Annotated in this window: 21 protein-coding genes; 7 read left to right on the top strand and 14 right to left on the bottom strand. The window is 65.8% G+C overall.

Going from position 1 to position 26,296, the window contains the following annotated elements; all coding sequences use genetic code 11:
* Positions 1-136 precede the first annotated feature (136 nt).
* The 7 genes from cobB to HY058_18340 form a co-directional block, all read right to left on the bottom strand.
* Positions 137-856 (bottom strand): NAD-dependent protein deacylase, encoded by a 720-nt coding sequence (gene cobB / locus HY058_18370; GenBank protein ID MBI3499265.1) that lies wholly within the window; start codon positions 854-856, stop codon positions 137-139.
* 173 nt (positions 857-1,029) lie between these two features.
* On the bottom strand, positions 1,030-2,208 hold the full coding sequence (locus tag HY058_18365; GenBank protein MBI3499264.1) for a mandelate racemase/muconate lactonizing enzyme family protein: 1,179 nt from the start codon (positions 2,206-2,208) through the stop codon (positions 1,030-1,032).
* A 40-nt stretch (positions 2,209-2,248) separates the two neighbouring features.
* Positions 2,249-3,346 carry an ABC transporter ATP-binding protein gene (locus HY058_18360; protein MBI3499263.1) on the bottom strand — a complete coding sequence of 366 codons (1,098 nt, stop codon included), beginning with the start codon at positions 3,344-3,346 and terminating at the stop codon, positions 2,249-2,251.
* Positions 3,347-3,404: 58 nt separating this feature from the next.
* Positions 3,405-4,304, bottom strand: coding sequence for a carbohydrate ABC transporter permease (locus HY058_18355; protein MBI3499262.1), 900 nt, complete (start codon positions 4,302-4,304; stop codon positions 3,405-3,407).
* Positions 4,301-5,134, bottom strand: coding sequence for a sugar ABC transporter permease (locus tag HY058_18350; protein MBI3499261.1), 834 nt, complete (start codon positions 5,132-5,134; stop codon positions 4,301-4,303). The genes HY058_18355 and HY058_18350 overlap by 4 nt, the downstream gene beginning before the upstream one ends.
* Before the next feature lie 177 nt (positions 5,135-5,311).
* Positions 5,312-6,730, bottom strand: a complete 1,419-nt coding sequence (locus HY058_18345; protein MBI3499260.1) for a sugar ABC transporter substrate-binding protein — start codon at positions 6,728-6,730, stop codon at positions 5,312-5,314.
* A gap of 255 nt (positions 6,731-6,985) precedes the next feature.
* A complete protein-coding gene (locus tag HY058_18340) occupies positions 6,986-7,723 on the bottom strand; it encodes a ribonuclease activity regulator RraA (protein MBI3499259.1) in 738 nt (245 codons plus the stop codon).
* A gap of 76 nt (positions 7,724-7,799) precedes the next feature.
* On the opposite strand from HY058_18340, the gene HY058_18335 reads away from it, so the two are divergent.
* From HY058_18335 to HY058_18325, 3 genes are all read left to right on the top strand, one after another.
* Positions 7,800-9,101 carry a mandelate racemase/muconate lactonizing enzyme family protein gene (locus HY058_18335; GenBank protein ID MBI3499258.1) on the top strand — a complete coding sequence of 434 codons (1,302 nt, stop codon included), beginning with the start codon at positions 7,800-7,802 and terminating at the stop codon, positions 9,099-9,101.
* A 9-nt stretch (positions 9,102-9,110) separates the two neighbouring features.
* Positions 9,111-9,935, top strand: coding sequence for an NAD(P)-dependent oxidoreductase (locus HY058_18330; GenBank protein MBI3499257.1), 825 nt, complete (start codon positions 9,111-9,113; stop codon positions 9,933-9,935).
* Positions 9,936-10,161: 226 nt separating this feature from the next.
* Entirely contained in the window at positions 10,162-11,358 is a 1,197-nt protein-coding gene (locus HY058_18325; protein ID MBI3499256.1) for a mandelate racemase/muconate lactonizing enzyme family protein, read from the top strand.
* Positions 11,359-11,484: 126 nt separating this feature from the next.
* On the opposite strand, the gene thpR is transcribed toward HY058_18325, so the two are convergent.
* From thpR to HY058_18310, 3 genes are all read right to left on the bottom strand, one after another.
* Entirely contained in the window at positions 11,485-12,033 is a 549-nt protein-coding gene (gene thpR / locus HY058_18320) for an RNA 2',3'-cyclic phosphodiesterase (GenBank protein MBI3499255.1), read from the bottom strand.
* 116 nt (positions 12,034-12,149) lie between these two features.
* Positions 12,150-13,265: an FIST C-terminal domain-containing protein gene (locus HY058_18315; protein ID MBI3499254.1), complete on the bottom strand. Its 1,116-nt coding sequence runs from the start codon at positions 13,263-13,265 to the stop codon at positions 12,150-12,152.
* Positions 13,266-13,281: 16 nt separating this feature from the next.
* Positions 13,282-13,866, bottom strand: a complete 585-nt coding sequence (locus HY058_18310) for an arylesterase (protein MBI3499253.1) — start codon at positions 13,864-13,866, stop codon at positions 13,282-13,284.
* Positions 13,867-14,071: 205 nt separating this feature from the next.
* On the opposite strand from HY058_18310, the gene HY058_18305 reads away from it, so the two are divergent.
* The 4 genes from HY058_18305 to HY058_18290 all read left to right on the top strand — a co-directional run bounded on the left by HY058_18305 (position 14,072) and on the right by HY058_18290 (position 20,085).
* Entirely contained in the window at positions 14,072-14,746 is a 675-nt protein-coding gene (locus HY058_18305; protein ID MBI3499252.1) for an ABC transporter ATP-binding protein, read from the top strand.
* Positions 14,747-14,856: 110 nt separating this feature from the next.
* On the top strand, positions 14,857-17,262 hold the full coding sequence (locus tag HY058_18300) for an FtsX-like permease family protein (GenBank protein MBI3499251.1): 2,406 nt from the start codon (positions 14,857-14,859) through the stop codon (positions 17,260-17,262).
* 3 nt (positions 17,263-17,265) lie between these two features.
* Positions 17,266-19,788 carry an ABC transporter permease gene (locus HY058_18295; GenBank protein ID MBI3499250.1) on the top strand — a complete coding sequence of 841 codons (2,523 nt, stop codon included), beginning with the start codon at positions 17,266-17,268 and terminating at the stop codon, positions 19,786-19,788.
* A gap of 48 nt (positions 19,789-19,836) precedes the next feature.
* The gene (locus HY058_18290) at positions 19,837-20,085 is read left to right on the top strand and encodes a hypothetical protein (GenBank protein ID MBI3499249.1); all 249 of its coding nucleotides are present in this window, start codon (positions 19,837-19,839) and stop codon (positions 20,083-20,085) included.
* Positions 20,086-20,111: 26 nt separating this feature from the next.
* Here HY058_18290 and HY058_18285 read toward each other — a convergent pair whose 3' ends face one another.
* The 4 genes from HY058_18285 to HY058_18270 form a co-directional block, all read right to left on the bottom strand.
* Complete coding sequence (locus tag HY058_18285) at positions 20,112-21,095, bottom strand: ABC transporter substrate-binding protein (GenBank protein ID MBI3499248.1); 984 nt, start codon at positions 21,093-21,095, stop codon at positions 20,112-20,114.
* 82 nt (positions 21,096-21,177) lie between these two features.
* A complete protein-coding gene (locus tag HY058_18280) occupies positions 21,178-22,755 on the bottom strand; it encodes an ABC transporter substrate-binding protein (protein MBI3499247.1) in 1,578 nt (525 codons plus the stop codon).
* A 105-nt stretch (positions 22,756-22,860) separates the two neighbouring features.
* A complete protein-coding gene (locus HY058_18275; protein MBI3499246.1) occupies positions 22,861-23,838 on the bottom strand; it encodes a serine protease in 978 nt (325 codons plus the stop codon).
* A gap of 135 nt (positions 23,839-23,973) precedes the next feature.
* Positions 23,974-26,121, bottom strand: a complete 2,148-nt coding sequence (locus tag HY058_18270) for a multicopper oxidase domain-containing protein (GenBank protein MBI3499245.1) — start codon at positions 26,119-26,121, stop codon at positions 23,974-23,976.
* Between the last annotated feature and the right edge of the window lie 175 nt (positions 26,122-26,296).

Genomic DNA, 26,296 nt, shown 5'->3' with positions numbered 1-26,296 from the left:
CCCCCGCAGCGCCCGCCTAGAATCACCGCCGCCCAGGCTCCGCCGCCAAAGCCGTTGTAGTGCAGACCTGCAATATCCAGCCTCAGCAAAATCAATCACTTGGAACCTTCAAACATCGCCAATCCGCGAAGATCGGCTAGCCTGCCAGCAAGCGATCGACGAAGCGCGGAACCAACTCGGTCGCCGGACCGTGGATGCATTCGGCAAAGGCCGAGGCGCCTTGCGACGGCTCGAGGTTGAGCTCGACCGTGTGCGCCTTTCCCCGGCGGTTGACCTGATCGACGAAACCCGCCGCCGGATAGACGTTGCCTGAGGTGCCGATGGAGAGGAAGAGCGCGCAGCGGGCGAGCGCCTCATCGATCGCCTCCATGGCGAGCGGCATCTCTCCGAACCAGACTACATGCGGGCGGAGGCGGCCGCGGGCGGCGCACTCCGGGCAGAGGCTGCCTGCCGCGATATCGAGCTTCCAGGAGAAGACGGCATCGCAGCCAAGGCAGCGCGCCTTCAGGAGCTCGCCATGCATGTGGATGAGATCCTTGGTGCCGGCGCGCTCGTGCAGATCGTCGATATTCTGGGTCACCACCTTGACCGGGCCCGGCCATGCGCGTTCGAGCTTGGCGAGCGCCAGATGCGCGGCATTCGGCTGGATCTTGGGATCGACCAGGCTCCGGCGGCGCGCATTGTAGAATTCCTGAACCCGCTTGGGATCGCGGGCGAAGGCCTCCGGTGTGGCCACATCCTCGACCCTGACCGTGGCCCAGATGCCGTCGGCGTCGCGGAAAGTGTGGAGTCCGGATTCGCGGCTGATGCCGGCCCCGGTCAAGACGACGATCGGACCGTCGGGCACCACGGTCATTATCAGGCGTGCGGTTGGTTAGTGCCAAAGATCGCAGATTCTGGAGTCACCCCCTCCCCAACCCTCCCCCGTCGAGGCGGAGGGGGTAACCAAGTGCGCCGCCCTGTATTCCCTCCCCCCTTGCGGGGGAGGGATAGGGAGGGGGGTATCTCGCGCACTTGCGATTCCCGGTACTACGCATAGGCCTCGTCGCCGAAGAAGCTCGATCCGGGCTTGAGGTGCGCCCGCGCCACGTCCTCGTTCAAGGTCAGGCCGTGACCGGGGCTATCGTTCAGATGAATGTAGCCGTTGACGATCGTGGGTCCGCCCACCACCAGATCGTCCCACCATGGGACATCTTGAGCGTGGAATTCCATGACCAGGAAGTTGTTCATGGCGGCGCAGACATGCGCTCCGGCGACGGTGCCGATCGGGCTCGCGACATTGTGGGGCGCGATCGGGATGTAATAGAGGTCGGCGTGATCGGCGACCTTCTTGGCCTCGGCCAACCCGCCCATCTTCGGAATGTCGGGGGCGATGATGCGCGCCGCCTGCTTTTCAATGAGCTCGCGATAGCCGTGCTTGCGATAGAGATTCTCGCCGGTGCAGATGGGCGTGCGGGTGCTGTGCGTCACGTGGCGCTGCGCCTCGATGTTCTCCGGCGGCACGGGATCCTCCAGCCACAAGAGGTCGAAGGGCTCGAGCGCCTGGGCGAGCTTGATCGCGTCATTGACGCCGAATTTCCAATGGGCGTCCATGGCGACCATGATGTGCGGGCCGACCGCGTCCCGAACGGCGCGGACGACATCGACCATCCACGCCATCTCTTGGGAGCCGATGGTGCGGTTGAACGGCTCGAACCACTGGCGCCGCGGATGCGGATCCTCGCTGATGTCGATGGTGTAGGGATTCTTCGTATCCAGATCGAACTTGATGGCGCTGAACCCGTTCTTGACCACCGCGCGCGCCTTCTTGGCATAGTCGGCCGGATCGGGCGTGGCCCCGGCGTGACAATCGGCGTAGATCCGGATCTTGTCGCGGAAGCGCCCGCCGAAGAAGGTGGAGATCGGCGTCTTCAGCGCGCGGCCGAGGAGGTCCCACAGCGCGATCTCGATGCCGCTGATGGCGGTCACCGTCGCACCCGCCTGGGAGCCCTCGCCCGACAGGCAGCGGATCATCACCTCGACCAGCCTCGAGATATTCGTGGGGTCTTCGCCGATCAGAAGCGGCTTCGCGCGGTGCACGAGCTCGGCCACTCCGGCACCCCAATAGGCCTCGCCGAGGCCGGTTATACCCGCATCGGTCTCGACCTTGACCAAGACCCAGGGGAAATTCCCCCTGATCACCGCAGTTCTGAGATTCGTGATCTTCACCGGTCGTCACCTTTCATGCCGCCGCCGCACCGCCCGGCACTCAAGCCTGGGACAAGACCTGACCGGTCTTGCGATCGAAGAGATGCAGCTTTTCCTTATGGAACTCGATCCAAACCTGGTCATCCGAGCTCAAGCGCACATCGGGAGCGACGCTCACGATGATGATAGCCGAGCCGAGCGAGACATGCGCATAGGTGATATCCCCGGTCGGCTCGACCGTGTAGACGCGGCCCGCAATCGTGCCGGGCGTTGCCTCTTTGTGGAGCCGGATCGTGCTGTGCCTGGCGCCAAGGACGACCTCGCCGGAGGTGGAGGCCAGCGCCTTTCGCGCGTTCGCCGGCGACAACGCGTAGCGCCAGCCATCCTCGCTCTCCAGGGCGGCACTGGCGGCGTTGCCGACGACCTTGGCATTCAGGAGATTCATCGGCGGGCTGCCGATGAAGCCTGCGACGAAGATGTTGACCGGGGACTCGAACACCCGCTCGGGGGTGTCGTATTGCTGCAGGACCCCGCCATTCATCACCGCCATCCGGTCGGCCATGGTCACGGCCTCGAGCTGGTCATGGGTCACGTAGATGACGGTTGCCTTCAGATCCTGGTGAAAGCGTTTCAGCTCGGCGCGCATCTGCACTCTCAGCTTCGCATCCAGGTTCGACAAGGGCTCATCCATGAGGAAGACGCGCGGATCGCGGACCAGCGCGCGGCCGAGCGCCACACGCTGCTGCTGGCCGCCGGAAAGCTCACGCGGGCGGCGCTCCAAGAGATGCCCGATGTCGAGAACCTTGGCGGCTTCCCTCACCTTCTGCTCGATCTCGGAATTCGCCATCTTCCGCATCTTCAAGGGAAAGGCGAGGTTCTTGAACACCGTCTTGTTGGGGTAGAGCGCGTAGTTCTGGAAGACCATGGCGACGTCGCGATCCTTGGGATCGAGGTCGTTGACCAGCCGGTCGCCGATGAAGATGTCGCCGTCGCTGAGTTCGATCAAGCCGGCGACGAGATTGAGGGTCGTCGTCTTGCCGCAGCCGGACGGGCCCACCAGGGCCACGAACTCGCCATCCGCCACCGTCAGCGATACGTGATCGACGGCATGGAAGCTGCCATAGGTCTTGACCACGTCACGCAGCACGACTTCTGCCATCAATTCCTCTCGAACCGGCGCCGGGCCTTCGAGGCCCCGTCCGGGATCGTGGGGCGACCTAAGCCTTGATCGCGCCTTCGGTCAGCGCGCGCACGAAATACTTCTGCAGGATGAGGAAGGCCACGACCACCGGCACACTCATGATGAACGAGGCGGCCATCAGTCCCGGCCAGTTGGTCGCGTATTCGGTGAAGAAGCGCTGCAGGCCGACCGAGAGCGTGAGCTTGCTCTTGTCGTTGAGGAAGGTCAGCGCATAGACGTACTCGTTCCAGGCGAGAATGAACGAATAGATGGCGGTGGCGATGATCCCGGGCGAGGACAACGGCATCACCACCTGGATGAAGGCCTGGAAGCGGGATGCCCCATCGATCCGCGCCGCCTGCTCCAGCTCGACCGGGATGTTGTCGTAGAAGCCCTTCAAGAGCCAGATCGACAAGGGCAGGCCGAAGGTGAGGTATGTGAGGATCAGCGAGGCCTCGGTGTTCACCAGGCGCAGCCAGCGCATCATGATGAAAAGCGGCATCAGGAAAACCACCGCCGGGAACATGTTGCGCAGCAGCACCGAGTAGAACAGCAGATGGCGTCCGGGGAAGCGGAACCGGGAGAAGGCATAGGCGGCCGGCACGGCGACGACGACACCGAGCACGGTCGTAGCGGTGGAGACCCAAATGCTGTTGAGGAGGTAGCGGAGAAAATCCCGACCGACCTCGCTCGTGGGCGACAACAGGCGCCAGTACTGGTCGAAGGTTACCGTCTTGGGGAACCAGACCGGCGGATACTGGACGGCGGCGAACTGCGTCTTCAACGACGTCAGCAGCATCCAGACCATCGGCAGAATGGCGAAGAGGGTGAGGAAACCGAGGAGCACCGCCCCGGCGATGCTCCAGCCGTCGGTCATGCGGCGCCGCTTCGGGCGCCCGCGGTCGAACGCGGTTTGGGCCGGAGCGGCAACGCTCATCCTGCACCCCGCTCGTCGCCACGCGTCAGCGCGCGCACGTAGAAATAGCCCAAGGTCATCATCACGATGAAGAGGATGACGGAATAGGCCGAAGCCAGCCCGAAGCGGATGCGCCCGAAGGCCAGCTGATAGATCTGGGTGATCCAGATCTCCGAGGCGCCCGCCGGACCGCCGCCGGTCATGATGTAGGGAATGGTGAAGGAATTGAGATTGGCGACCAGCAGAAGGAGCACGGTCACCAAGGTCACACCCTTCAGATGCGGAACGGTCACGTGCCAGAAGCGCTGCCAGGGGCTGGCGCCGTCGACCTGGGCCGCCCGGTGCAGCTGATCGGGCACCGTCTGCAGGCCTGCCAGCATCATGATCATGGCGAAGGAGAACTCCTTCCAGACATTGACCACGATCAGCGAGGCCATCACCCGCTCGACATTGTCGAGGAAGTTGATCTGCCCGTCGGTGAGGCCGAGAGCCACCGACAAGGCGCCGATGACGCCGAAATCGCTGTGGTAGAGCCAGCGCCAGATATAGGCGGCGGCGACCGCGCTGATGACGTAGGGGATCAACAGGATGCCGCGCAAGATGCCCCGGCCGACGAACTGCCGATTGAGCGCCAAGGCCGCGCCGAAGCCGAGGATGAAGGCGAAGAGGGTCGAAAACAAGGTCCACACCATCGTGTTCAGCGTCACCTCGCGGAAGCTCTCGCTGGCGAGCACACGGCCGTAGTTGTCGAGGCCGACGAAGATCTTGTCGTCCATGGAGAGACTGGGCGGCGTATCGAAGAAGGAGAGGTAGACGGTGAAGTAGACCGGATAGCCGATCACCAGCAGCATCACCCCCAGCGCCGGCAGGATGTAGAGATAGTCGGCCCAGTGGCGGGCGATCCGGCGGAGGAGGTTGGGCGGCTGGCGCCGCCCGCGATCCGCAGGCGGCGCCTTAGCCTCGTCAACGACGATCGCCACTCCGCTCTCCCCCTTTACCGCGAGAAGCGGGCGGCACCGGACGGATGACTACAGGTCTTTCAGAATCCCCTTGATCTGCTTGGCCGCATCGTCGGCGGCGGCCGCCACGGTCATCTTCTGCGTCAGCGCGTTCTGCAGCATGTTCGGCACGATGATGTTCATGATCTCGGAGGACTCCGGCACCACCGGGAACGGCACGCCGTTCGGCAGCATCGAGGTCGTCACGTTCAGGAACTTGATCTCGGCCAGGCGCTGCTTCATCCACTTCGAGCGGAAGCCCCGGACATTGCCTGGGTTCGAGCTGACCCAGGCGAGCTTGGTCGACCACTCCGGGCCGGTCGCAAACGCGATGAGCGCACGGGCCGCGTCGAGGTCGAGCTTGCCGTCGACCACGTTCGGATTGAAGACATGCGCGTTGGAGCCGCCGAAGACCACAGCGCGCCGGGCCGGTCCCTTCGGAATGAGGCCATAGCGCATGTTGGCCACCACCCCATCGGCGATCTTCTTGTCCTCGCCCGTCGCCTTCTTGGCGCGATCGAGCATGGCTGCGTATTCGCTCGGATGGCTGATCATCATTGCCAATTGCCCGGCGATGAACGGATCCTGATTCTCGGTCTGGGTGTTGGTCAAGGCCGAGGTCGGCACCGACTTGTCGCGGACATACATGTCGTAGGAGGCCTGGAGAGCCGCCTTGGTACCGGCGTTGTTGATGTAGACCGACTTGTAGGTCGGCTTCCCTTCCGCCTCGTCCAAGGCGCCGCCGCCATAGGCCCAGCATTGCGGCATGAACCGGAACGGCGTGTTGCCGGCATTGACGCGGGCGACCAAGCCGTAGCCGTTCTTGCCGGTCTTCTGCTTGATCTGCTTCGAATAGACGACGAGATCGTCCCAGGTCGCCGGCGGCGCTTCCGGCTCGAGGCCGGCCTCCTTGAACAGGGAAGCATTCCAGATCAACGCCATGGTTTCGTTGTTGGTCGGAATGCCGTAGGTCTTGCCGCCCCAGGTGACGGATTTCATCGCGCCCGGCCAGAACTCGCTGGTCTGGAAGCCGACATCCTCCGGCGACAGCTGCTTCAGATGCCCCTTGGCGGCGAACTCCACGCCCCAGAGGATCGGGAACTTGGCGACCATCGGCGCGGCATTGCCGAGGGCGGCGGTCCGCGTCTTGTTGAGCATCTCGTTGTAGTCGAGATTCTGCTTCTCGACCTTGATGTTGGGATAGGTCTTGGAAAAGGCCGCCCAGAACTCCGCATCGATCTGGTGCTCGATCTGCGGGGAGGCCTGGTTCGGCCCGACATACCAATAGGTCACCCGGCCGGAGTAGTTGAGCGGCACCACCTTGGCGCATTCCGCCGCGGTGTCGAACTCCACCGTGCCGGCGATGCTGGAGATGTAGTCGGGCGTCCAGCTCGCGGCATCGACGCCGAGCGGCGCCGTCTGCGCGGTTGCCCGTGAGGCGGCGGACAATCCCGCCGCGACGAGGCCGGCGCCGGCGGTATAGCCGAGGAATTCGCGGCGGCCGACCGGACGAGAAAAATGATCACGATCTTGGGATTTTGCCACGGACGTTCCCCCTATCTTGTTGTCGAATTGTTGCTATTTTGCCTGCAGTATCGGCCGCGCGAATTGAGGGTGTCAAGGATGGACACTCCCGCCGGAGCGCGTGCCGAGCGCCGGCGAGCCGCCTGCACAAATTTGCGCCAGATCAGCGCCTGTGCCCGGCTAGGCCGGGTTCTTCTTGCGCCACTCCCGGTATTCGGCCTCGGCCTCTTGGGAGAGCGGATAGTATTTCCTGAGATCGCCCCCTTGCGACAGCCTGAGCCTGGAAAAATCCTCCCACTCGTGATGCTGGCCGGCCCGTTCCCGCAAGGTGGGCGCCAGCTTGATCGGCACCACGACGCAACCGTCGTCGTCGGCGATCACGATGTCCCCCGGCATCACCAGCACGTTGCCGCACGCGATCGGCACGTTGACGGCGAAGGGGAAGATGTTGGTCTGGGTATGGAAGTTCGGGGTCGTGCCGCGCAACCACAGCCCGATGTCCAGATCCTTCGCCGCGGGAAAGTCGCGGATGCAGCCGTCGATGACGACCCCCGCACCGCCGCGGCCCATGAAATAGGTCAGTATCATCTCGCCGAACACGCCGCTGGTCATGTCGCCGCGGGCATCGACGACCACGATGTCGCCTTCCTGCGCATGATAGAGCGCGTGCCGATGCAGCTGCTTCTCCGGCTCGGTGTACTCGGCCTCGCCATAGAGATCCTCTCGCTTGGGCATGAACTGCAGGGTCAGCGCGGGGCCGGCGATGGCCTTTCCCGGGGTGCGCGGAACCGGACCGCAGATATGCGCATTGCGGATGCCCATGCGGTTGAGCTCGCCGGCGGCGGTGGCGGCGCCGACCGCCGCCAGCGCGGCGACGAGGTCCTTTGGCGGCCGCTGGATGTCTGCTGTCTGGATCACCACCTGCTCTCCCTCTTTGTTCTAAGTCGGCAGACTGCGCTCTGCTTGCTTTGCCCGGCTCAACCGTTCAAATTCAATGCTCCGGGGTTTCGTCGAGAAATGCTACGGGCCCGGCTCGGGCGGCGTCAATGAAGTCGCTTCCGAGGTAAAGAAACAAGGATGCTCGCGTCCGCATGACGTGGGGCACGGAAGCGAGACGGGGAGGCGAGGCCTGAGCACCATCCGCGATATCCAGGCATTTCCCGTCTGGGTCGGCTTCCGCAATCAGTTGCTGGTCAAGGTGACCACCGAGGACGGGCTGGTCGGCTGGGGCGAATCCGGCCTCTCCGGACGCGAGCGCGCGGTCATGGGGGCGATCGAGCACTACCGCGAGCTGCTCATCGGGCGCGACGCCCGCAGCATCGGGGCCTTGTGGCAGGAGCTGTACCGCAGCCAGTATTTCGAGGGCGGAAGGGTGCTGACGGCGGCGATCTCGGCGATCGACATTGCCCTCTATGACATCAAAGGCAAGGCCCTCAACGTCCCCATCTACCAATTGCTGGGGGGCAAGCACCGCGACCGTGTGCCCATTCTCGCCAGCACCGCCTCGCAGCCCGGCCCGCGCATGCTGGAGGAAGCGCAGGAGTATGCGGCCGACGGCTTTCCGGCGATCCGCTTGAGCCGTGCCGAGGGGCATGGGGAGAGCGAGGCTGCGAGCGTGTCGGAACCTTGGCTCGCCATCGCGCAAACGGCACCCTGGATGATCCGCGCCAGGGAGGCGCTCGGCGATGGCTTGGTCCTCGGGCTCGATTTCCATCACCGGCTGTCTCTCACCGAGACCGCTAGCTTCTGCCAGAAACTGCCGCGCGGAACCCTGGACTTCCTCGAAGAGCCGATGCGCGACGAGACGCCGGAGGCCTATGAGGCGCTCCGACGGATGACCGAGATCCCGTTCGCGCTGGGCGAGGAGTTCGCCTCGAAATGGCAGGCGCTCCCCTATATCGAGCGCGGGATCGCCCAGTACATGCGCCTCGATGTCTGCAACATCGGCGGCTTTACCGAGGCGATGAAGGTGGCAGGCTGGTGCGAGGCGCATTATGTCGACCTGCTGCCGCACAATCCCTTGGGCCCGATCTGCACCATGGCCTCGATCCATCTCGCCGCCGCGGTGCCGAACTTCACCTGGCTCGAATACAACCAGCTCAAGTTTCGGCCGCCGCCGCCCCTCGAGCTCGAGCTGTTTCAGGGACGGGCCGTTCCCGACGGCATCCATTTTCCGCTGCCTACGGGTCCCGGGCTCGGCGTGGTCGTGAATGAAAAGCTGCTGACGGAGAAAGCGTTCCAGAGCTGGGGTCCGCCGGTGCTCCGCCGCCGCGATGGCTCGTTCCAGAACTGGTAGGATCGGCAGGTGTCTCCCGTGACAAAAGTGGTGATCACCGGTGCCGCTGGAAATCTCGGCAGCAAGCTCAGGCGGCACTTCGAGCAGCTGGGCTGGTCCCTGGCCCTCCTCGATGTCAGCAACGCGGGCGACGCCGCCATCGAGGTGGCCGACCTCGCCCACTGGGACGAGCGCTGGGTCGGGCGCTTCGCCGAGGCGGATGCGGTCGTCCACCTTGCGGGCGATCCCAGCCCGAGCGCCAGCTGGGCTGCAATTCAGCGCCTCAACATCGATCTTCTTTTCAATGTGTACGAGGCAGCGGCGCGGCAGGGCGCGCGGCGGCTCATCTTCGCCAGCTCCAATTGGGTCGTGGCCGGCGAGCGGTTCGGCGAGGGACCGCTCCGGGAGGATGCAGCCCCCTCGCCGGTCAACGCCTATGGCGCCTCCAAGCTGGTGGGCGAGCGCCTGGGCCGATCCTACAGCGAGCGCGGCAGCCTCTCCGTCATCTGCTTTCGCATCGGCTACTGCCAGCGTGGCGTAAACGAGCCGGGTCCACGCATGGGCTATGGACTCTGGGGACAGCGGATGTGGCTCTCCGATCGGGACCTCTGCCAGGGCTTCGAGAAGGCGGTGCTGGCACCCGCCCAGCTCCGCTTCGCCGTGCTCAACCTCATGTCGCGAAACGACGGCATGCGCTGGGACCTGGACGCGGCCCGGAAATCGATCGGCTATGTTCCGCTCGACCGCTTCACTCCGATCGAGACGGATGCCCTCAAGACGCAAGCGGCGGCGGCGGCGAACGCCCATGTCCTCGCGACTGCGGCCAATGCCTTCATTCAGGGCCAGCGCTGGTGACGGATACGCCGCCATGCCGTGCTAGTGTCGCGAATCTGAAATTCGTGACCACGAATTTCGGATTCAGGTCGACACTAGCTTATTGAATATTAAGTGTGCCGATCGTTCCGAAGTGCGCCGGCGATGCCGGCGAACTTCGGAACCGGCACACTAGGCTGAACGAATAACGCGGCGCGACACCGGCCGAGGAGAACGAAGGAATGAATGCGATGGGTGGGCGAGCGGCATGAAGATCCGAAATATTTCCTGCGCCATGCTGGGCGAGTATCCCGTCGTGCGCATCGCAACCGACGCCGGCCTCGATGGCTGGGGGCCGGTGGAGCACACCAAGCCCTATATCAAGCCCTATGTGGAGCAGTTCCGGCCGGCGCTGATCGGCTTGGACCCGACCGATGTCGAGCGGGCGATGCTGAAGATCCGCCAGCGCGGCGCCTTCAAGCCCTATGGGGCGTCCGTGAGCGCCGTCGAGATCGCGCTGTGGGACCTGGCCGGCAAGGCGGTGGGAGTCCCGATATACAAGCTGCTCGGCGGTAAAGTTCGCGACCGCGTGCGCGTGTACAACGGTGCCGTCCGTGAGCCGATGAAATCCTTCCAGCCGGAGGACTACGCCGAGTCAGTCAAGCGCATGAAGGCGGCCCGGGAAGGCTTCACCATCGTCAAGCAGGGCATCGCCTTTCATAGCCAGATGAAGCGGGCAGTCCCGAACTTCCATTACGGAGAGAACCGTCCCAGCAACTTCCACGGGGCCATCGACCGCGGGCTGCTGACCGAGCGTGGCCTCAAGCACATCGTCGCCTGCGCGGAGGCGATGAAGGAGGTCCTCGGCGACGAGATCGGTTTGGCGCTCGACTGCGGTCCGGGCTTCACCGTGCCGGATGCCATCCGGCTGGCTCGGGCGCTCGAGCCCCTCAATCTCATGTGGCTGGAAGACATGATCACCGGCGACTACACGCAATTCGTCAATGCGGACGTCTACCGGGACGTCACCCGCAGCACCTCCACCCCGATCCACACCGGCGAGCAGATCTATCTTCGCCAAAACTTCAAGCAGCTCATCGAGGGTCACGCGGTCAACGTCGTGGGCCCGGATCCCTGCGACGTGGGCGGGCTGGCGGAGCTGAAATGGGTGGCGGAATACGCCGACCTGCACGGCATCCTGATGGCGCCCCATGGCACCGCCAACGGACCGCTCGGGCTGGCGGCCCTGGTCCAGGTCTCCGCCACGCTCCCCGACAACTACATCGCCTTCGAGTACCCGGCGGCCAAGCAAATATGGTGGTACGACGTCCTCGTGGGCTTGCCCGATCCGATCGTCAAGGACGGCTTCATCGAGGTTTGGGACCGGCCCGGCCTGGGGGTGGAGTTCGACGTGGCCAAGGCGAAGCAGCATCTCGCCGCCGAAGACAAGGCGTTCTTCGACTAAAGCGAATTTGCGGTTAGGTAGATCCCCCTCACCCTACCCTCTCGCCCGAATGGGGGAGAGGGTTGCGAAGGGTTGGCGTGGTGCCAGCCACGCCTTACCCGAAGCTGGGTGAGGGGGATTCCATGCCTAGGCGGCATGCGGCAGGACCAGCGGGTATTCCGCTTCCGGCGTGTAGATGGCGCCGCCATGGGAGAGGAAGCTGGAAAACAGCGCGAAGGACTCGACCGGAAGGGGCCGCGTGCGAAACAGGCCGTGATCGGCCAGGAAATGCACGACCCGGCCCGGTGTAGCGTCGTACAGCCGCGCCAAGGTCACATGCGGGGCGTATTTGCGGCCCTCCGGCTCGAGGCCGAGGCGGACCAGCGCCGATTCGACCTTGTCGCGAAGCCGGACCAGGGCGGCGTTCTTTTCGACGCCGGCCCAAAGGGTCGTAGCCTTGCCCTTGCGCTCCCAATGACCGACGCCGAGCAGGTTCAGCTCGAACGCCGGCGGTGCCACCGTCCTGAGCGCCGCGTCGATGTCATCGAACCAGCCGCCATCCACCTCGCCGATGAAGCGCAGCGTCAGGTGGAACATGTCAGGCTGGACCCAGCGCGCGCCGGGCACGCCGGCGCACAACCCCGCCAAACGCTCGCGCACGTCCTCGGGGAGCGGGAGACCGACAAAGAGACGCATGGGGGCGCTCGTCCGAGTGGGTCACACAATTTGGGGTGCTGCTTATGCACCGATGAGGCACCCCGGATCAACCCTTCTGAAGAGCCGGGCTCGGGGCAAGCGATTCCGGGCTCCCCTCAGAGGAAAACCGCCAGCACCCCGGTATAGCCATAGAGCCGATTGTGCGAGATCTCGCCATTGGCATAGAAGCCGACCAGCGGGAAATCACCGAGCTCGCCTGCGATGCTGCGCAGCTCCTCCGAATCGGGCCCGAACATGTTCGGGCCGCGGGCGACGCAGGAGAAGTAGAGGCCGCCCCGGGGGCGCGCATTGCCGCGCCGCTTGAGGCCGGTCAGCATGCGCTGAAGGTCGGTGGCGGCGGTTTGCCGATCCCTGCGGCAGACGACGATGCGGTCGCCCGTCGAGACATAGTCGCCGATGCCGAGATGGCCCTCTTTCGGATCGATGCCGACGAGATTGCGCACGGTGTAGTCGCCGGTGTCCGATCCCGGCACCGGAAAGGCGATGTAGATATAGCCGCCGATGCGACGGAGATCGCGGGCGAGCACCTCGCCGATGTCCTCCTTGAAGACCTCGAGCGCGTTCTCGTCGTCGAGCTCCATGATGACGTTCTCTTCGGCCTGGGTCACCGTGCGCACCGGACCGATCGGCGAGCAACCCTGGCTCAATCCGCAGGCGACCTCGACGCTCTCGGCAAAGAGCACCCCAGAGAGCCCCCGCGACGTCATTCCGCCCGCCACCTGGGGAAAGCTCGAGCGCGATGCGGTGAGGCCTCCCGCCAGGAAGCAGGGCGTCTCGTCGGCGAGGGCCCGCACCAGCTCCGCAACGCGCTGGTTGCGCGGATCGGCGTGCACGATGCCGAGGCTCGGGCGCTTCTGAGCGATCCAGGCGCCGTGGCGGCGCCGGAATTCGCCAAGATCGTGCTCGACCTCGGAGAAGATGCGAAAGCCGTCTTCGGGAAGCGAGGCGACCATGACCGACAATGCCGGCCGGTCGAAGGATTCGATCTGTGTCGCCGACACGCCGATGCCGACGGTTCCGACCCAGGCTGGAATCCGGGTCGATTGCTTGAGCTGCTCGACAATCTCAGCAAAATCGCCGGCGAAGGCATCGGTCGCGTAGACGAATCCCAGATTGGCGCTCGCCGGCAGCGATCCCAGGCGCTCCAGGCAATGCGTCACCAGCCTCCGCCAATCCTCCCCTTCGGCATGCGCAGAGGCGAAGTCGATCATCGCTTCTTCCTCCCGTTCAATCCGCCGTCTCGATGAGACGGCGCACAGAGGGCAACATGCGCTCGACCAGCACGGCCACGCCCTTTGCATTGGGGTGCATGCCGTCGGCCTGGTTGAGCGCGGGGTCGAGCGCCACGCCGTCGAGCATGAAGGGATAGAGCGGCACCTTGTGCGCCGCGGCCAGCTTCGGATAGATGCCGTCGAAGGCGGAGACGTAGTCCTCGCCCAGATTGCGCGGCGCCTTCATGCCGACCAGCAGCACGCCCACGCCGCGCTCGCCGAGCCGGGAGAGGATCCGATCGAGATTGGCAAAAGCGAGCTTCGGATCGAGTCCGCGGAGCGCGTCATTGGCGCCGAGCGCCACCAGCGCCAGATCCGGCTTATCCGCGAGCGCCCAATCGAGCCGGGCGAGGCCCCCCTGGGTCGTATCGCCCGACACCCCGGCATTGACGACCGTCACCTCGAGGCCGGCGGCGCGCAGCCGGCGCTCGAGCTGGGCGGGAAAGGCATCCTCGGCGGCAACGCCGTAGCCGGCGGTGAGGCTGTCGCCCAAGGCCATGAGCCGCACGGTCTTGCCCTCCGCGGCGGCGAAAGGCAGCATGGCGAGCCACAGGGCGGCCAAGCCCAGCGCCCAGCCTCTCCGGGGGGTGGCAGCGTTGAAAAGGTCGCGCGCGGCCCCACCTTTTCCAGTTCGAGCCGCAGGAACGCGCCCTCTTCTTTCGTAACAATGCACCCGGCCAGGCCTTGCCATGACCCATTCTCCTCCGCCCGCGCCCGCCAGCATTCTCGACGTTCGCGCGCTCGCGATGAGCCTGCCGAGCCCGGCGGGCATCGTCCACATCCTGCGCGGTGTGGACTTGGCCATCGCGGCTGGCGAGGCTGTTGCCATCGTTGGACCCTCGGGCGCCGGCAAATCGACCTTGATGATGATAGCCGCCGGCCTGGAAAAAGCCACCTCGGGCAAGGTCGTCATCGCCGGGCAGGACCTAACGGCGATGAGCGAGGACGAGCTGGCCCTGTTCCGCCGCCGTCATATCGGCATCGTGTTCCAGAGTTTCCATCTGGTGCCGACCATGAGCGCCTTGGAGAATGTGGCAATCCCGCTCGAGCTCGCGGGTGCCGCCGATGCCTTCGAACGCGCCGCCCAGAGCCTCGCCTCGGTCGGGCTTGCCCATCGGATTTCCCATTACCCCGACCAGCTCTCGGGCGGCGAGCAGCAGCGGGTCGCGCTCGCCCGCGCGTTCGTCGCTTCGCCGCCGCTGCTGCTCGCCGACGAGCCCACCGGCAATCTCGACCTCGCGACCGGCGCGCAGGTCATGGACCTTCTCTTCGAGAAGCGGCGCACCGCCGGCGCCACCCTCATCCTCATCACCCACGATCGCGACTTGGCGGCCCGGGCTGATCGGATCGTCCGGCTGGTCGATGGAAGGGTCGATGGCGAAGGCGCCGATGCGGTGTCGGCGCGCCGGGGTATCGCCTGACCAGGCTGCCGCTCTCGCTTCGTCTAACGCTCCGCGAGCTCAGGGGCGGCATTCGTGGTGCGCGGCTGTTCATTGCCTGCCTCGCCCTCGGCGTTGCGTCGATCGCCGCTGTGGGATCGCTCTCGGCCGCGTTGGTAAATGCGGTCGAGAGCCAGACGCGCGTGCTGCTTGGCGGCGATGTCGGCATCCACCTCGTGCAGCGACCGGCAAGCGAGACCGAGCTGGCCTGGCTCAGGCAAAAAGGACGCCTATCGAGCATGATCGCTCTGATGTCCATGGCCGAGAAGAATGGCGGAGGTCGGGCATTGGCCGAGATCTGGGCGGTTGACCAGACTTACCCGCTCCTGGGTGGTCTGGAGCTCGAACCGGCATCGCCATTGGCGCCCGCACTGGCTCTTGCCGATGGTAGCTGGGGTGTCGCCGTGGAACCCGCCTTGCAGGCCCGGCTTGGGCTCAAGCTCGGCGACAGGCTGAAGATCGGCGAGACCAGCTATCAGGTGCGAGCCATCATCCGCCATCAGCCGGACTGGAGGGTATTTCTCACCTGGGGGCGGCCGATCCTCGTGGCCGAGGCCAGCTTGAGGTCAACACAGCTCCTCAGGCCGGACAGCCTCATCCACTATTTTTATAGGCTGGTCTTCGCCGATGCGATCACTCCGGCCGCATTCGGAACCGCTGCAAAAGACGCCTTCCCGGACGCAGGCTGGCGCTTATACCGATACGACGAGCTTATAACCCAAGCGCGGCAGCCGATGCAGCGCATGGGTCAACTGCTGACGCTTGTCGGCCTGAGTACTCTCATTATCGGTGGCGTCGGTATTGCAGCCGCGGTGCGCAGCCATCTCGAATCCAAGGTCACGACCATTGCCACGCTGAAATGCCTCGGAGCGTCCGCCGGCTTGGTGCTTCGGGTCAATCTGGCGCTGGTACTGGCAATGGCGACCGCGGGCATCGCCATCGGCGTAATGTTAGGCGCGCTGGCACCAATCGCTGCAGCTCAGCCATTCGCCAGCATGTTGCCCCTCAAGCCCGAGCCGGGCTTGCACTGGCAACCGCTGCTGCTAGCAAGCGCTTGCGGTGCGCTGACCACATTCGCCTTCGCGCTCTGGCCGCTCGCTGAAGCGACGTCCGTTCGGCCGGCGAGTCTCTTCCGCGCCGTTGTGGCACCGCCTCGTCACCGGTCTCGCTGGGGCTATCTGGCCGTCAGCACTGCGGCCTTGGCAGCCTTGGCCTGCATTGTGGTGTGGAGTGCCGGCGACCGAAAATTGGCGCTCTATTTCATCGCCGCCGCTGTCGGCGTGGTAGTCACGCTCGGGGCGGCGGCTCGGGGGCTCATGGCAGTGGCACGGCGGATCGTTCGCACACACAATCCCATGCTGCGCCTGGCGTTCGCCAATCTCCATCGACCGGGCGCGCCCACCGGCTCAGTCACGGTATCGCTCGGCCTCGGTTTGACGGTACTGGTCGCCGTGAGCTCCGTCGAAACCAACTTGCTGGGACAGATCCGGGAGCGCATTCCCGAGCACATGCCGAGTTTCTATTTCTACGATATTCACGCAGACCAGGTTGCCGAGTTCGACCGAACCGTGCGGGAGGTCGAAGGTGCCGCGATTCTCGAGCGACCGCCGTGGCTATGGGCCCGGCTTATCCGCATTGCCGGCGTCCCTATAGCAGACGCGCCATTCAAGGCCGAAGGCGATAAGAAGGCGCCTGATATGGTTGGTGTGAGCTATGCCGCGGTGGCGCCCATGGGCGCGAGACTCGCCCAAGGCGAATGGTGGGATACCGCCAATCAAACATCGCCCCTGGTCTCGGTCGACGATGCAATCGCCCGCGGCTTCGGCCTCGCCCTTGGCGACACCATGACGTTCAGCATTCTCGGTCGCGAAATCGAGGCGCGCATCGCCAATACCCGCAGCATCGACTGGGACCGCTCCGATGCCAACTTTGCCTTCATTTTCTCCCCCGGGCTGCTTGAGGGCGTCCCCCACACCTACGTCGCAGCGGTGAGCGCTGAAAGCGAAGCCGTTGAGGGACAGCTCCTACGCGCACTGGCCGACCGCCTGCCGGAGGTCCCTACCGTGCGCGTCAGGGATGTCCTCGGCGCGCAGTATCGGTTATTGGAATCCATTGACGTCGCCGTACGGATAGCGGCGGCAATGATGCTACTGGCCGGAACGCTGGTGCTCGCCGGTGCCATCATGACCGGTCGGAAGGCACGCGTGCGTGACGCCGTGGTGCTGAAGATTCTGGGTGTCCGTCCGCGCGAGGTGGTGGCGTCAGCGCTTCTGGAGTATGGCTGCATCGGACTGCTCGCCGCCTCGATCGGAGCCGCCCTTGGCACGGCAGCCGGGTATTTCGTGGTGACCCGCCTTATGCATGGCGAATTCGTTTTCACCCCGAGCGCGGTTGCATCGACCGTTCTCTTCGCGCTCGCAATCACGCTTAGCCTCGGCGTGGCCGGCACCTGGCACGCGCTCAGCCAGAAAGCCGCCCCAATGTTACGGAACGGTTAGCCCATGGCGGCCCTCCCCCTTTCCCTGCGCTTCGCGTGGCGCGAGCTCCGCGGCGGGGTTCGCGGCGTGCGGCTGTTTCTCGCCTGCCTCGCCTTGGGCGTGGCGGCGATCGCGGCCGTGGGCTCGGTTTCGGCCGCACTGGTCGCCGGGCTTGCCGCCGATGCCCGCGCGCTGTTGGGCGGCGACATCGAGGTAAGCCTGGTGCAGCGCCAAGCGAGCCTGGAGGAGTTGACCTGGCTCGAGCGCCAAGGACGTCTTTCCAGCACGACCGAGATGCGGGCGATGGCGCAGAACCCCGCCGGCGAGCGGACCTTGATCGAGCTCAAGGGGGTGGACGAGGCCTATCCGCTGATGGGTGCGGTCGAGACCGAGCCCAATTCGAGCCTGGCCTCGCTCTTGGCCGCGGCGGACGGCGGCTGGGGTGCTGCAATCGAGCCGGCGTTGCAAAGCCGCCTGCATCTGACCGTCGGCGACCGGCTCAAGATCGGCGAGGCCGTCTATCGCGTTAGCGCCATCCTCCGGCGCGAGCCGGACCGGGCGACCGGATTTTTCGACTTCGGTCCCCAGGTGCTGGTCGCGGCGGCGAGCTTGCCTTCGACCGAGCTCATGCGCCCCGGCAGCCTGATCCGCCACCACTACCGCCTCGAGCTCCCTGCCGGCATCGCCCCGCCGGCGTTCAAGGCGACGATCGAGGGCACCTTCCCCACGGCGGGATGGCGGGTGCGCAGCTATGACGAGGCGGCACCGGGCCTCAGGCAGTTCATCGAGCGCATCACCCAATATCTGAGCCTGGTGGGGCTGACGGCCCTGCTCGTCGGCGGCGTCGGCGTGGGCAATGCGGTCAAGAGCCATCTCGAAGCGAAGCTCGCCACCATCGCCACTTTCAAATGCCTCGGCGCCACCGTGGGCACGGTGTTTCGGCTGTACTTCGCCCTCATCATGGGCATGGCCCTCGTTGGCGTCCTCATCGGGACCGCGCTGGGGGCGCTGGCACCGTGGGCGGCGCGCGGGCTCCTGGCGAGCGTGCTGCCGGTCAACGCCGATCTCGGCCTGCATTGGGAGCCGCTGCTGCTGGCCGGCGCCTGCGGCCTGTTGACGACGCTCGCCTTCACCCTCTGGCCGCTGGCGCGGGCGGCCTCTGTCATGCCGGCGGGCCTGTTTCGCGCCGTGGTCTCGCCCCCCGATCGGCTGCCCCGCTGGGGCTATCTCGCTGCCAGCGCCGCGGCCGCAATCGTCCTCGCTCTCCTCATCCTGTGGCGGTCCCTGGATCGGCCGCTGGCGCTCTACTTCATCGCCGGCGCCATCGGCGCCGTCATCCTCTTCCGCGGTGCCGCCTGGGGGTTGATGACGCTCGCCCGCCGGTTCGGCCACCAGCGCCGGCCGATGCTGCGCTTGGCGCTCGCCAATTTGCATCGCCCAGGTGCCCCCACCGGCGCCATCGCGCTCTCCCTCGGTCTGGGCTTGACCGTGCTGGTCGCCGTGGCGCTGATCGAGGCCAATCTCGCCCGCCAGATCCACGAGCGGCTGCCGGAACGGGCACCCACTTTCTTCTTCATCGACATTCAGCCCGACCAGGTGGCCGCGTTCGACCGGCTGGTGGCGGCCACTCCCGGCGCGTCGGGACTGCAGCGCACGCCGATGGTGCGCGGCCGCATCGCCCGGATCGCCGGCATCACCGCCGATCGGGCCCCGGTCAAGCCCAACGCCAGCTGGGCGGTCGCCGGCGACCGCGGCTTCAGCTATGCCGCCACCCCGCCACCCGGTGCCAAGATCGCCGAAGGCACGTGGTGGCCGCCCGACTACCAGGGACCGCCCCTGATCTCGGTCGATGACGGCATCGCCAAGGGCTTCGGCGTCGGCGTCGGCGACACCATCACCCTCAACATTCTCGGCCGCGAGATCGAGGCGAGGATCGCCAACACCCGCAGCATCGACTGGGGCAGCCTCGGCATGAACTTCACCTTCATCTTCGCGCCGGGAACGCTCGAAGGCGCGCCGCAGACCCACATCGCCACGGTCCATGCCGCAAGCGAAACGGCCGAGACTGAGCTCCTCAACGCCGTCGGCGATCGCTTCCCCAACGTCTCGGCGATCCGCGTCAAAGACGCGCTGGACGCCGCCGCCCGCATCTTGGAGTCGATCGCGATCGCGATCAGGCTGACCGCGGCGGTGACCTTGCTTGCAGGCGCACTGGTGCTCGCCGGCGCGGTCATGGCCGGCCAGCATGCGCGCATCCATGACGCCGTCGTGCTGAAGGTCCTGGGCGCGCGTCGCCGGGAGGTGGTGACTGCGTTCCTGCTGGAATATGGCTGCCTCGGCCTCATTGCGGCACTCATCGCCTCGGTCCTGGGCACGGTGGTGGGCTATCTCGTGCTCACCCGGCTCATGCGCAGCGATTTCGTGTTCGCGCCCAATGCGGTAGCGTCCAGCACGCTGGTGGCGCTGGCGATCACGCTCGCCCTCGGGCTCGCCGGCACCTGGCATGCCCTCGGCCAAAAGGCTGCCCCAATGCTGCGAAACGATTAGAATGGCTCGCGGGAGGAAGCAGCCATGCCCAAGCTCGCTTTGACAGCTCTGTTGGCAGCCTTGATCTCGGCCGGCGGCGCCACCGCTGAAACGCCGTCGGCTTCGAAGGACCCGCAGCAGATCATTCGCGAAGGGGCCGAACGCATCCTCGAAGGCATGCGGGTGCTGATCGACCGCATCCCGCAATACGCCGCGCCGGAGATGCTGCCGAACGGCGACATCATCATCCGCAGGCTGCCGCGTGGACCAAATCCGCCCGAGCCGCAGGCCGGGGGCGAAGGGCCGTTCAAGCTCTAACTACGTTTGACCCAAAGCCGGCGGGTTCAGGCATAGAGCTTGTCGATGAAGCCGCTGCGCTCAACCTCGTCGATGAGAGACGCATCGGCGATGTCGGACTCCTTGAGGTCTCGCGCCGCCGGGAACGTGGTCGAGAAATAGTCCTTCACGGACTGAAAGTCGCTGAAGCTCGGCCGCGGGACCTTAGGGAAAAGTGGGACATAGAACTCGTAGAGAGCCTCGACCGCTTGGCGGTCCTCGATGCCCATATAGCGCTGCAGCATCGGCACGACGATGTCGCGCCGCGTCTTGAACACGTGGATGGCTTCAACGAAGCCCCGAACCGCGCGCAATACCGTTTCCCGGTTCGCGGCAATCGATCTGCGCCTCGTGCCGAAGACCGAAGGGGCGGCAAAGCCCGATCGGTCTGCCTCGAAGGCGCGCCAGCCGTACTTCGCTTGCCCGGGAAAGCGGAGATCGACCGGCAATGCGCCGGCATCGATCGTGCCGGCGGCGAGCGCTCGGTAGATGTTCTGATAGGTACCAAGGCCGACATAGCTGGCGGTCACCCCTGCCTTCCCCAGCGTTTGGCGCGTGACGATGCCGGTTTGCCCGACCTCGGTGTTGGTCAAAACCCCGACCCGCTTGCCGCCGAGCTGATCCAGCGCGGTGAACTCGGATCGGGTCATGATGAAAATGCCCGCGTGCGGATCGGTGTTTCTCAAGAGAATGACCGCGTCGGCGCCCTTCAAGACCGCTTCAATCATCGGCGCGGCCCCGGTCTGGATGAACTCCCAATCGCCGCGCAGGAGACCGGCGACGCTCTCCGGGCCGCCCACTTCGAGCTTGGGAATGGTCGCGTCCAAACCATGCTTCTTGAACACGCCGGCTTCGGTGCCGAGCCAAACCACGAATTGGCCGGTGGCGCGCAAGCCCGCCGTCATGCGGACCGGGATGTCCGCGGCCAGCGCCGGCGTTGCCAGCCCGGCGGCCGCGCCGCCGACCAGCCCCATGAATTCACGCCGTCTCATGCCGCTCTCCCGATGCCGATGCCGCGCGATAGCGCTGGCATGGAATGCGCGAGCTGGAGGCTCCGGAGCTAAGCTCTATGCGCTAATTTGCCAGCCAGACGCCGGCTAGGTCCTGATTCAGATAGTGGCTGGGGGTGATCTTCCAGCCCTTCAAAGCGGCACTGTGCGCGACGATGCGGTGCCACCACACGATCGGCACCGTGTAGGACTGGTCGATGAGGCGCCGCTCGAACTGGCGCAACAGCGGCTTCCGCTCGGCATCGCTGGTGACCCGTTTCTGCTTCTCGAAGAGGTCGTCCATCGCCTGGTCGTGGTAGCGGCTGAAGTTGATGGGCGAGCGGTCGCTGGAGATGTAGAGCTGCAGCTCGGCGTTGGGCTCATCCGTATCGGTGCAGGTGGCGTCCAGCCCCACTTCGAAGTTGCCGGCGAGGAAGGTGCTCTTCTGCTGGGCGACGTCGAGCTGGTTGTTCTCGGCGGTGACGCCGATCTGGCGCCACTGATCGACGAGATAGATGGCGACCGGCGTGAACGGCATCGGCACGTTGCGGTTCAGCATCTTGAATTTGAGGTTCTCGGCTCCGGCCTCCTTCAATAGGCGCTTCGCCTCGGCTTTCCCCGCCGCGCCATCCGGGCCGAAGCCGGGCAAGGCCTTCAGCTCCTGCTCGGTAATCGCCAAGGGATGGCCGGGCCTGATGGTCAAGCCCACCGCGCGCACGAAGGCCGTGCGCGACAGCGCCTCCGCCCCCTTCCAGCGATCGATGGCGAGCGACAGCGCCTTGCGCACCCGCGGATCGTTGTAGGGCGGCTTCTCGCTGTTGAAGAAGACGTCGAACTTGCAGAGCCAGGGTGACTCGGTCATGACGATCTTGTCGCCGAGCGCCGCCTTCAGGCGATCGCGCTCGGCCGGGGTGATGCCGCGAAACTCGGCATGGATCTGACCGCCCTGAAGCGCGTTGACCATCGGCGCTCCGGTCATGAACTGCACGCGGAAGCCGTCGAGATAGGGCTTGCCCGGCTCGAAATAGCCATCGAAGCGCATGCCGGTCCAGTGCGAGCCGCGCACATGCGACTCGAAGCGGAAGGGCCCGGTGCCCAGCACGTTGCGCTCGGGATAATGGATGTCGCCCCTGAGCTTGGCGGCGCTGTAGAGGCAGTTCCACGGACTGGCCAAGGTCATCAGCATGGAGGCGCTCGGCGCCGACAGCTTGAAGACGACCGTCAGCGGATCCGGCGTCTCGATCGATGCCACGTCCTCGAAGGCCGCCTGACGCACCGAAACCACGCCTTCGGGCGGCTTGCGGATGCGATCGAAGGTGGCGCGCACGTCTTCGGAGGTGAAGGGCGAGCCGTCATGGAACTTGATGCCGGATTTGAGCCTGAAGGTGACGCTGAGATTGTCGGGCGCCACCGTGTAGCTCTCGGCCACGTCGGTCTTGAGATTGGGATAGTTGTCGGGATCGAACTTCAGGAGCTGCGAGTAGCTGGGATTGAGCGTCTGAATGGCGGCGAAGGTGGTGGTGCCCTGGCAGTCGTAGGTGGGCGGCTCGGCGTTGACCGCGTAGATGAGCGTGCCGCCGCGCTTGGGCTGCTCTTCGGCCGCGGCCGGAACGGCCGCGAGCATTGCCGCGGCCATGACCAAGGATAGGTACGTCCGCTCCATGACTCCCTCCCATCGCGTGTTCTTCGTGGGCGCGGCTGACGCGCGCCCTTGCAGCCACTATCGTGGCAAGAGAGGCGGTCGCGCAAGCGGTTCCCGCGACGCCGCTCAGTGCAGACGCGGAGACTTCAGGAACTTGGTGCGGCTGGCCGACTTGACCGACATCGCCAGCGACACTCCGTCGCGCTCGACCACCATCGGGACCGCGACGCCGGCCTCCCCCAGCTTCCACAGGCGCCGATAGAGCGAGGCCAAATTCGTCACGGGCTCGCCTGCGACCGCGCTCACGATGTCGCCCACGCGCAAGCCCGCGCGTTGCGCCGGGCCGCCGTCGGAGACGCCGGCGACGACCAGGCGTTCCTGGTTCTCGATCGTGTACATGCCAAGCCAAGGGCGCGAAGGGCGCTGCGGGCGGCCGAATTGCCGCAAATCGGCCAGCACCGGCTTCAACAGATCGATCGGCACGATCATGTTCACGTCGTGCCGGTTGCCCTCGCCGCCGGAATGCTCGACCCGAAGCGAGCCGATCCCGAGCAGGCTCCCGTCCTGGCCCAAGACCGCGGCACCGCCCCAGCTCGGATGCGCAGGCGCGGTGAAGACCGCCTCATCCAAGAGGTATTCCCAGTAGCCGGCGAATTCCCGCTTGCCGATGACGCGGGCCCTGAGCGCCCGTTCGATGCCGCCGGACCCGGCCACGATCACCTCGTCGCGGGCGCGGATTGCGCTGGAATCGCCGAGCTCGCGCGCCGGCAACGGCAATCGCCCCAGCGCCTGCACCAGGCCGAAGCCGGTCTCCTGGTCGTAGCCGACAACGTGGGCCGACACGACGAGGCCGCCCTCCGCGGTCAGCCAAATGGTCTCGGCCTCTTGGATGAGATAGCCGATGGTGAGCACCAGCCCGTCGGCGCCGATGACGACGCCGTTGCCCTCGCGCAACGTGCCGAGCGTGCCCGCGGTGAAGGCGTCCTCGGGGATCTCCGAACGGAGGCCGACGACCGACGTCAGCGCCAAGCCCACATCGAACCCAAATTGCTTCGGGTTCGGGCGCAGCGGCGGCGGTATCACCCAGTCTTCCTTTGGCGCCATCGCTCCCGTGCCTCGGCTACCGATCGACCGCGGCGTATCGGGAATCCAGCCCTGCCGGCGCGGCGACCCGCCAATCAGATGCAGGCCGCGCATTATAGCGCAAAAGGCAGGTGCGGCGAGCGGCCGATGCCGCGGTCACCTAAGCAAGGTGGCGCCGGCTACCAGCCTCTGCCAGAGGCCTGCCGCCTTTGTGCCGCCGCCCTGAACCGGTGCCTGCTCGATCGACGGAGCCGCGCCCGCGCCTTGCGCCACGATCGGTGCTGAGCCCGGGGCGCAGAGCGCGCCCTGCGGCCAATCGCCGGACGCGGCCAGCGATCCCGATGCGGGGAGCGATGATTTCCGCACGGGGCCGGGCTCCGATTTCGACACGTGCAAGGAGACCGTGTTCAGCACCTTGCGAAAGCGCTGATTGGAGAGCTCCAAGGTGTAGTCGCCCGGTGCTGACGGGACGAATTCGAAGTCATAGGTCTCGCCCTGGGTCACGAGCTGGCGCGCCGGTCCCGAGGTCTGACGCACCTTCGGCAGGCTCCGACCATCCTTCGCCAGAGCCCGCCACCGCATCGGCTGGGAGCCATGCTTTACCTCGACTGTGAGGTAGCCCTCGAAGCTATGCATATTGATCAGCCGGAAGCGATGCCGCGCGCCCGTCTTGAGCTCGATCGGCGCCGGCGGATTGACGCCGTTCACCAGCACGAACTTGCCCTGATCGGCAAAGGGCCGCGGTGTCGTCACCATGATGATGTGGTCGCGCTTGGAATCGAAGGTCTCGCCGGGCGGCAGCACGATGAGCGGGCCGGCGAGCCCGGCCTCGAGCTGCTCCACATCGTTCATGTGCGTGTGATAGATGAAAGTCCCGGGGCGCGGAGGCGTGAACAGCGCCTTGAACTCCTGGCCGGGATGGATCATCGGAGTCAGGCGCTTGCCGTCGCCGCCGAACTCCGCGACGCCGTCGTAATATGCCGACTCCAGCTCGATGCCGTGCCAGTGAACGGTGGTCGCCTGGGGGAGCCGATTGCGGACGGTGATGGCCACCGGCACGCCCTGAGTGAGCACGATCGGCGGACCCAGGGATGGCGATGCGGCGGCGCTCGGCTTGTCGCCCAGCGCGTAGCGGAACGCCTTGATCTGGGAGGTGCTCTCCGGCGCCTCCTCGGCCGTTAGCAGGACGCGCCGGCGAGGTGTTGGGTCATGGATGGCGTAGGTTCCGCCCTTGGGCTGAATGGTCACGCCCAGCACCAGTCCGCCCATCTCGTGCGTCGGGGCGAGCGCAGCCTCCCATTCCGGCGTGCCGCGGAACGGAACGCTCCGGGATTGCATGAGATCGAGCGGGAAGTGCGAGCGAACGTGGTAGGGGTGGTGGCAATGAAACAGCCATTGGCCGGCGCGAGATGCGACCCAGGTGATCGTGCGCGTCTCGCCCGCCTGCACCAGCACGGTGTTTTCGCGCGGGCTCGGCGTCTGGCGATCGAGCGTGTCGGCGAGCCCGTCTCCGCGGCTATCGAGGCGGAAGTAGAAGCCGTGCAGGTGGAGCGGATGGTCTTCGAAGGAGAGGTTGATCCAGCGCCACTTGACCGTATCGCCCTGGGTGTATTCGAACCGCTGGGTCGCCGGCCAGGACCGGCCATTGACCACCGCGAGGGCCGCCGGAAATACTGGCGCGCCGTTGGTGCGATAGGCGTCCAGCCATTCGGTGAAGACGAGGACCTCTTCCTTGGGGTCGGGTGCGGCACCGGGCGGATCGACGACGATGGCGCCGGAAAGCTGCGAGTCGGCGCCCATGCGCTGCGCCACCGTCTTGCCGGTCGTCGAGCCCCAATAATAGTAGGTACCGGGAGTGCTCAGCCGAAAGCGGACCATCTTGGTCTCGCCGGAGGGCACCACCAGCGGCTGATCGCTCTCCGCCGGGCGGTCGAACAGTCCGTGGAGGGTGAGCGGCGCATCGGCGAGCGCATTGCGGACCGAAAGCCGGATTTCGGTGCCGGCCGGCACGCGGATGAGCGGGCCCGGAACTTGCGGGGACTGTCCCACCTCGGCAAAGGCCTGGATCGGCACGCCCGGCCGATCCGCGCCGTCAACGCGCCAGGTGCCGATCCCGGTCTCGAGCGCAAGCGCCAGCACGCCGCCCTCGAACTTCCCGGCCGCTTGATGATTGTCGTTGCTGCGGATGTCGGGAACCGCGGCCGACGCCGAAACCGCGGCGATTCCAAGGAGCGTCGCCGCGGCCAGCCCCGCGCCCCCGCAGCGCCATACATATCGCCATAGATTCCATGTGGTTGTGCGCATCGGACAAGCCCTCCCTTGCGCCGGAACCGACGCCCGGTCCGACGATAGCTGCAAGCTCGGAGGGAAACAACGCTCCGTTGGACTACTCGCCTTCCGAGATGGCTCCCCGCGATGCGGATCGGCGGCTACAGCCGCACATATTCGTAGTCGGGCGCGAGGTTGTTGACGCCCCGTT

The sequence above is a fragment of the Pseudomonadota bacterium genome (assembly GCA_016195085.1).
In the GTDB taxonomy this organism is placed as follows: Bacteria; Pseudomonadota; Alphaproteobacteria; order SHVZ01; family SHVZ01; genus JACQAG01.
The sequence above is the reverse complement of the archived record's forward strand: the minus strand, read 5'-3'. Positions and strand labels throughout refer to the sequence as shown.

Excerpts from the sequence above, each read along its gene's own strand:
- cobB (MBI3499265.1), bottom strand. The coding sequence starts at position 856 with ATGACCGTGGTGCCCGACGGTCCGATCGTCGTCTTGACCGGGGCCGGC.
- HY058_18360 (MBI3499263.1), bottom strand. The coding sequence starts at position 3,346 with ATGGCAGAAGTCGTGCTGCGTGACGTGGTCAAGACCTATGGCAGCTTC.
- HY058_18355 (MBI3499262.1), bottom strand. The coding sequence starts at position 4,304 with ATGAGCGTTGCCGCTCCGGCCCAAACCGCGTTCGACCGCGGGCGCCCG.
- HY058_18350 (MBI3499261.1), bottom strand. The coding sequence starts at position 5,134 with ATGCTGCTGGTGATCGGCTATCCGGTCTACTTCACCGTCTACCTCTCC.
- HY058_18335 (MBI3499258.1), top strand. The coding sequence starts at position 7,800 with ATGCTCCGGGGTTTCGTCGAGAAATGCTACGGGCCCGGCTCGGGCGGC.
- HY058_18325 (MBI3499256.1), top strand. The coding sequence starts at position 10,162 with ATGAAGATCCGAAATATTTCCTGCGCCATGCTGGGCGAGTATCCCGTC.
- thpR (MBI3499255.1), bottom strand. The coding sequence starts at position 12,033 with ATGCGTCTCTTTGTCGGTCTCCCGCTCCCCGAGGACGTGCGCGAGCGT.
- HY058_18315 (MBI3499254.1), bottom strand. The coding sequence starts at position 13,265 with ATGATCGACTTCGCCTCTGCGCATGCCGAAGGGGAGGATTGGCGGAGG.
- HY058_18310 (MBI3499253.1), bottom strand. The coding sequence starts at position 13,866 with ATGCTGCCTTTCGCCGCCGCGGAGGGCAAGACCGTGCGGCTCATGGCC.
- HY058_18305 (MBI3499252.1), top strand. The coding sequence starts at position 14,072 with ATGAGCCTGCCGAGCCCGGCGGGCATCGTCCACATCCTGCGCGGTGTG.
- HY058_18295 (MBI3499250.1), top strand. The coding sequence starts at position 17,266 with ATGGCGGCCCTCCCCCTTTCCCTGCGCTTCGCGTGGCGCGAGCTCCGC.
- HY058_18285 (MBI3499248.1), bottom strand. The coding sequence starts at position 21,095 with ATGAGACGGCGTGAATTCATGGGGCTGGTCGGCGGCGCGGCCGCCGGG.
- HY058_18280 (MBI3499247.1), bottom strand. The coding sequence starts at position 22,755 with ATGGAGCGGACGTACCTATCCTTGGTCATGGCCGCGGCAATGCTCGCG.
- HY058_18275 (MBI3499246.1), bottom strand. The coding sequence starts at position 23,838 with ATGGCGCCAAAGGAAGACTGGGTGATACCGCCGCCGCTGCGCCCGAAC.
- HY058_18270 (MBI3499245.1), bottom strand. The coding sequence starts at position 26,121 with ATGCGCACAACCACATGGAATCTATGGCGATATGTATGGCGCTGCGGG.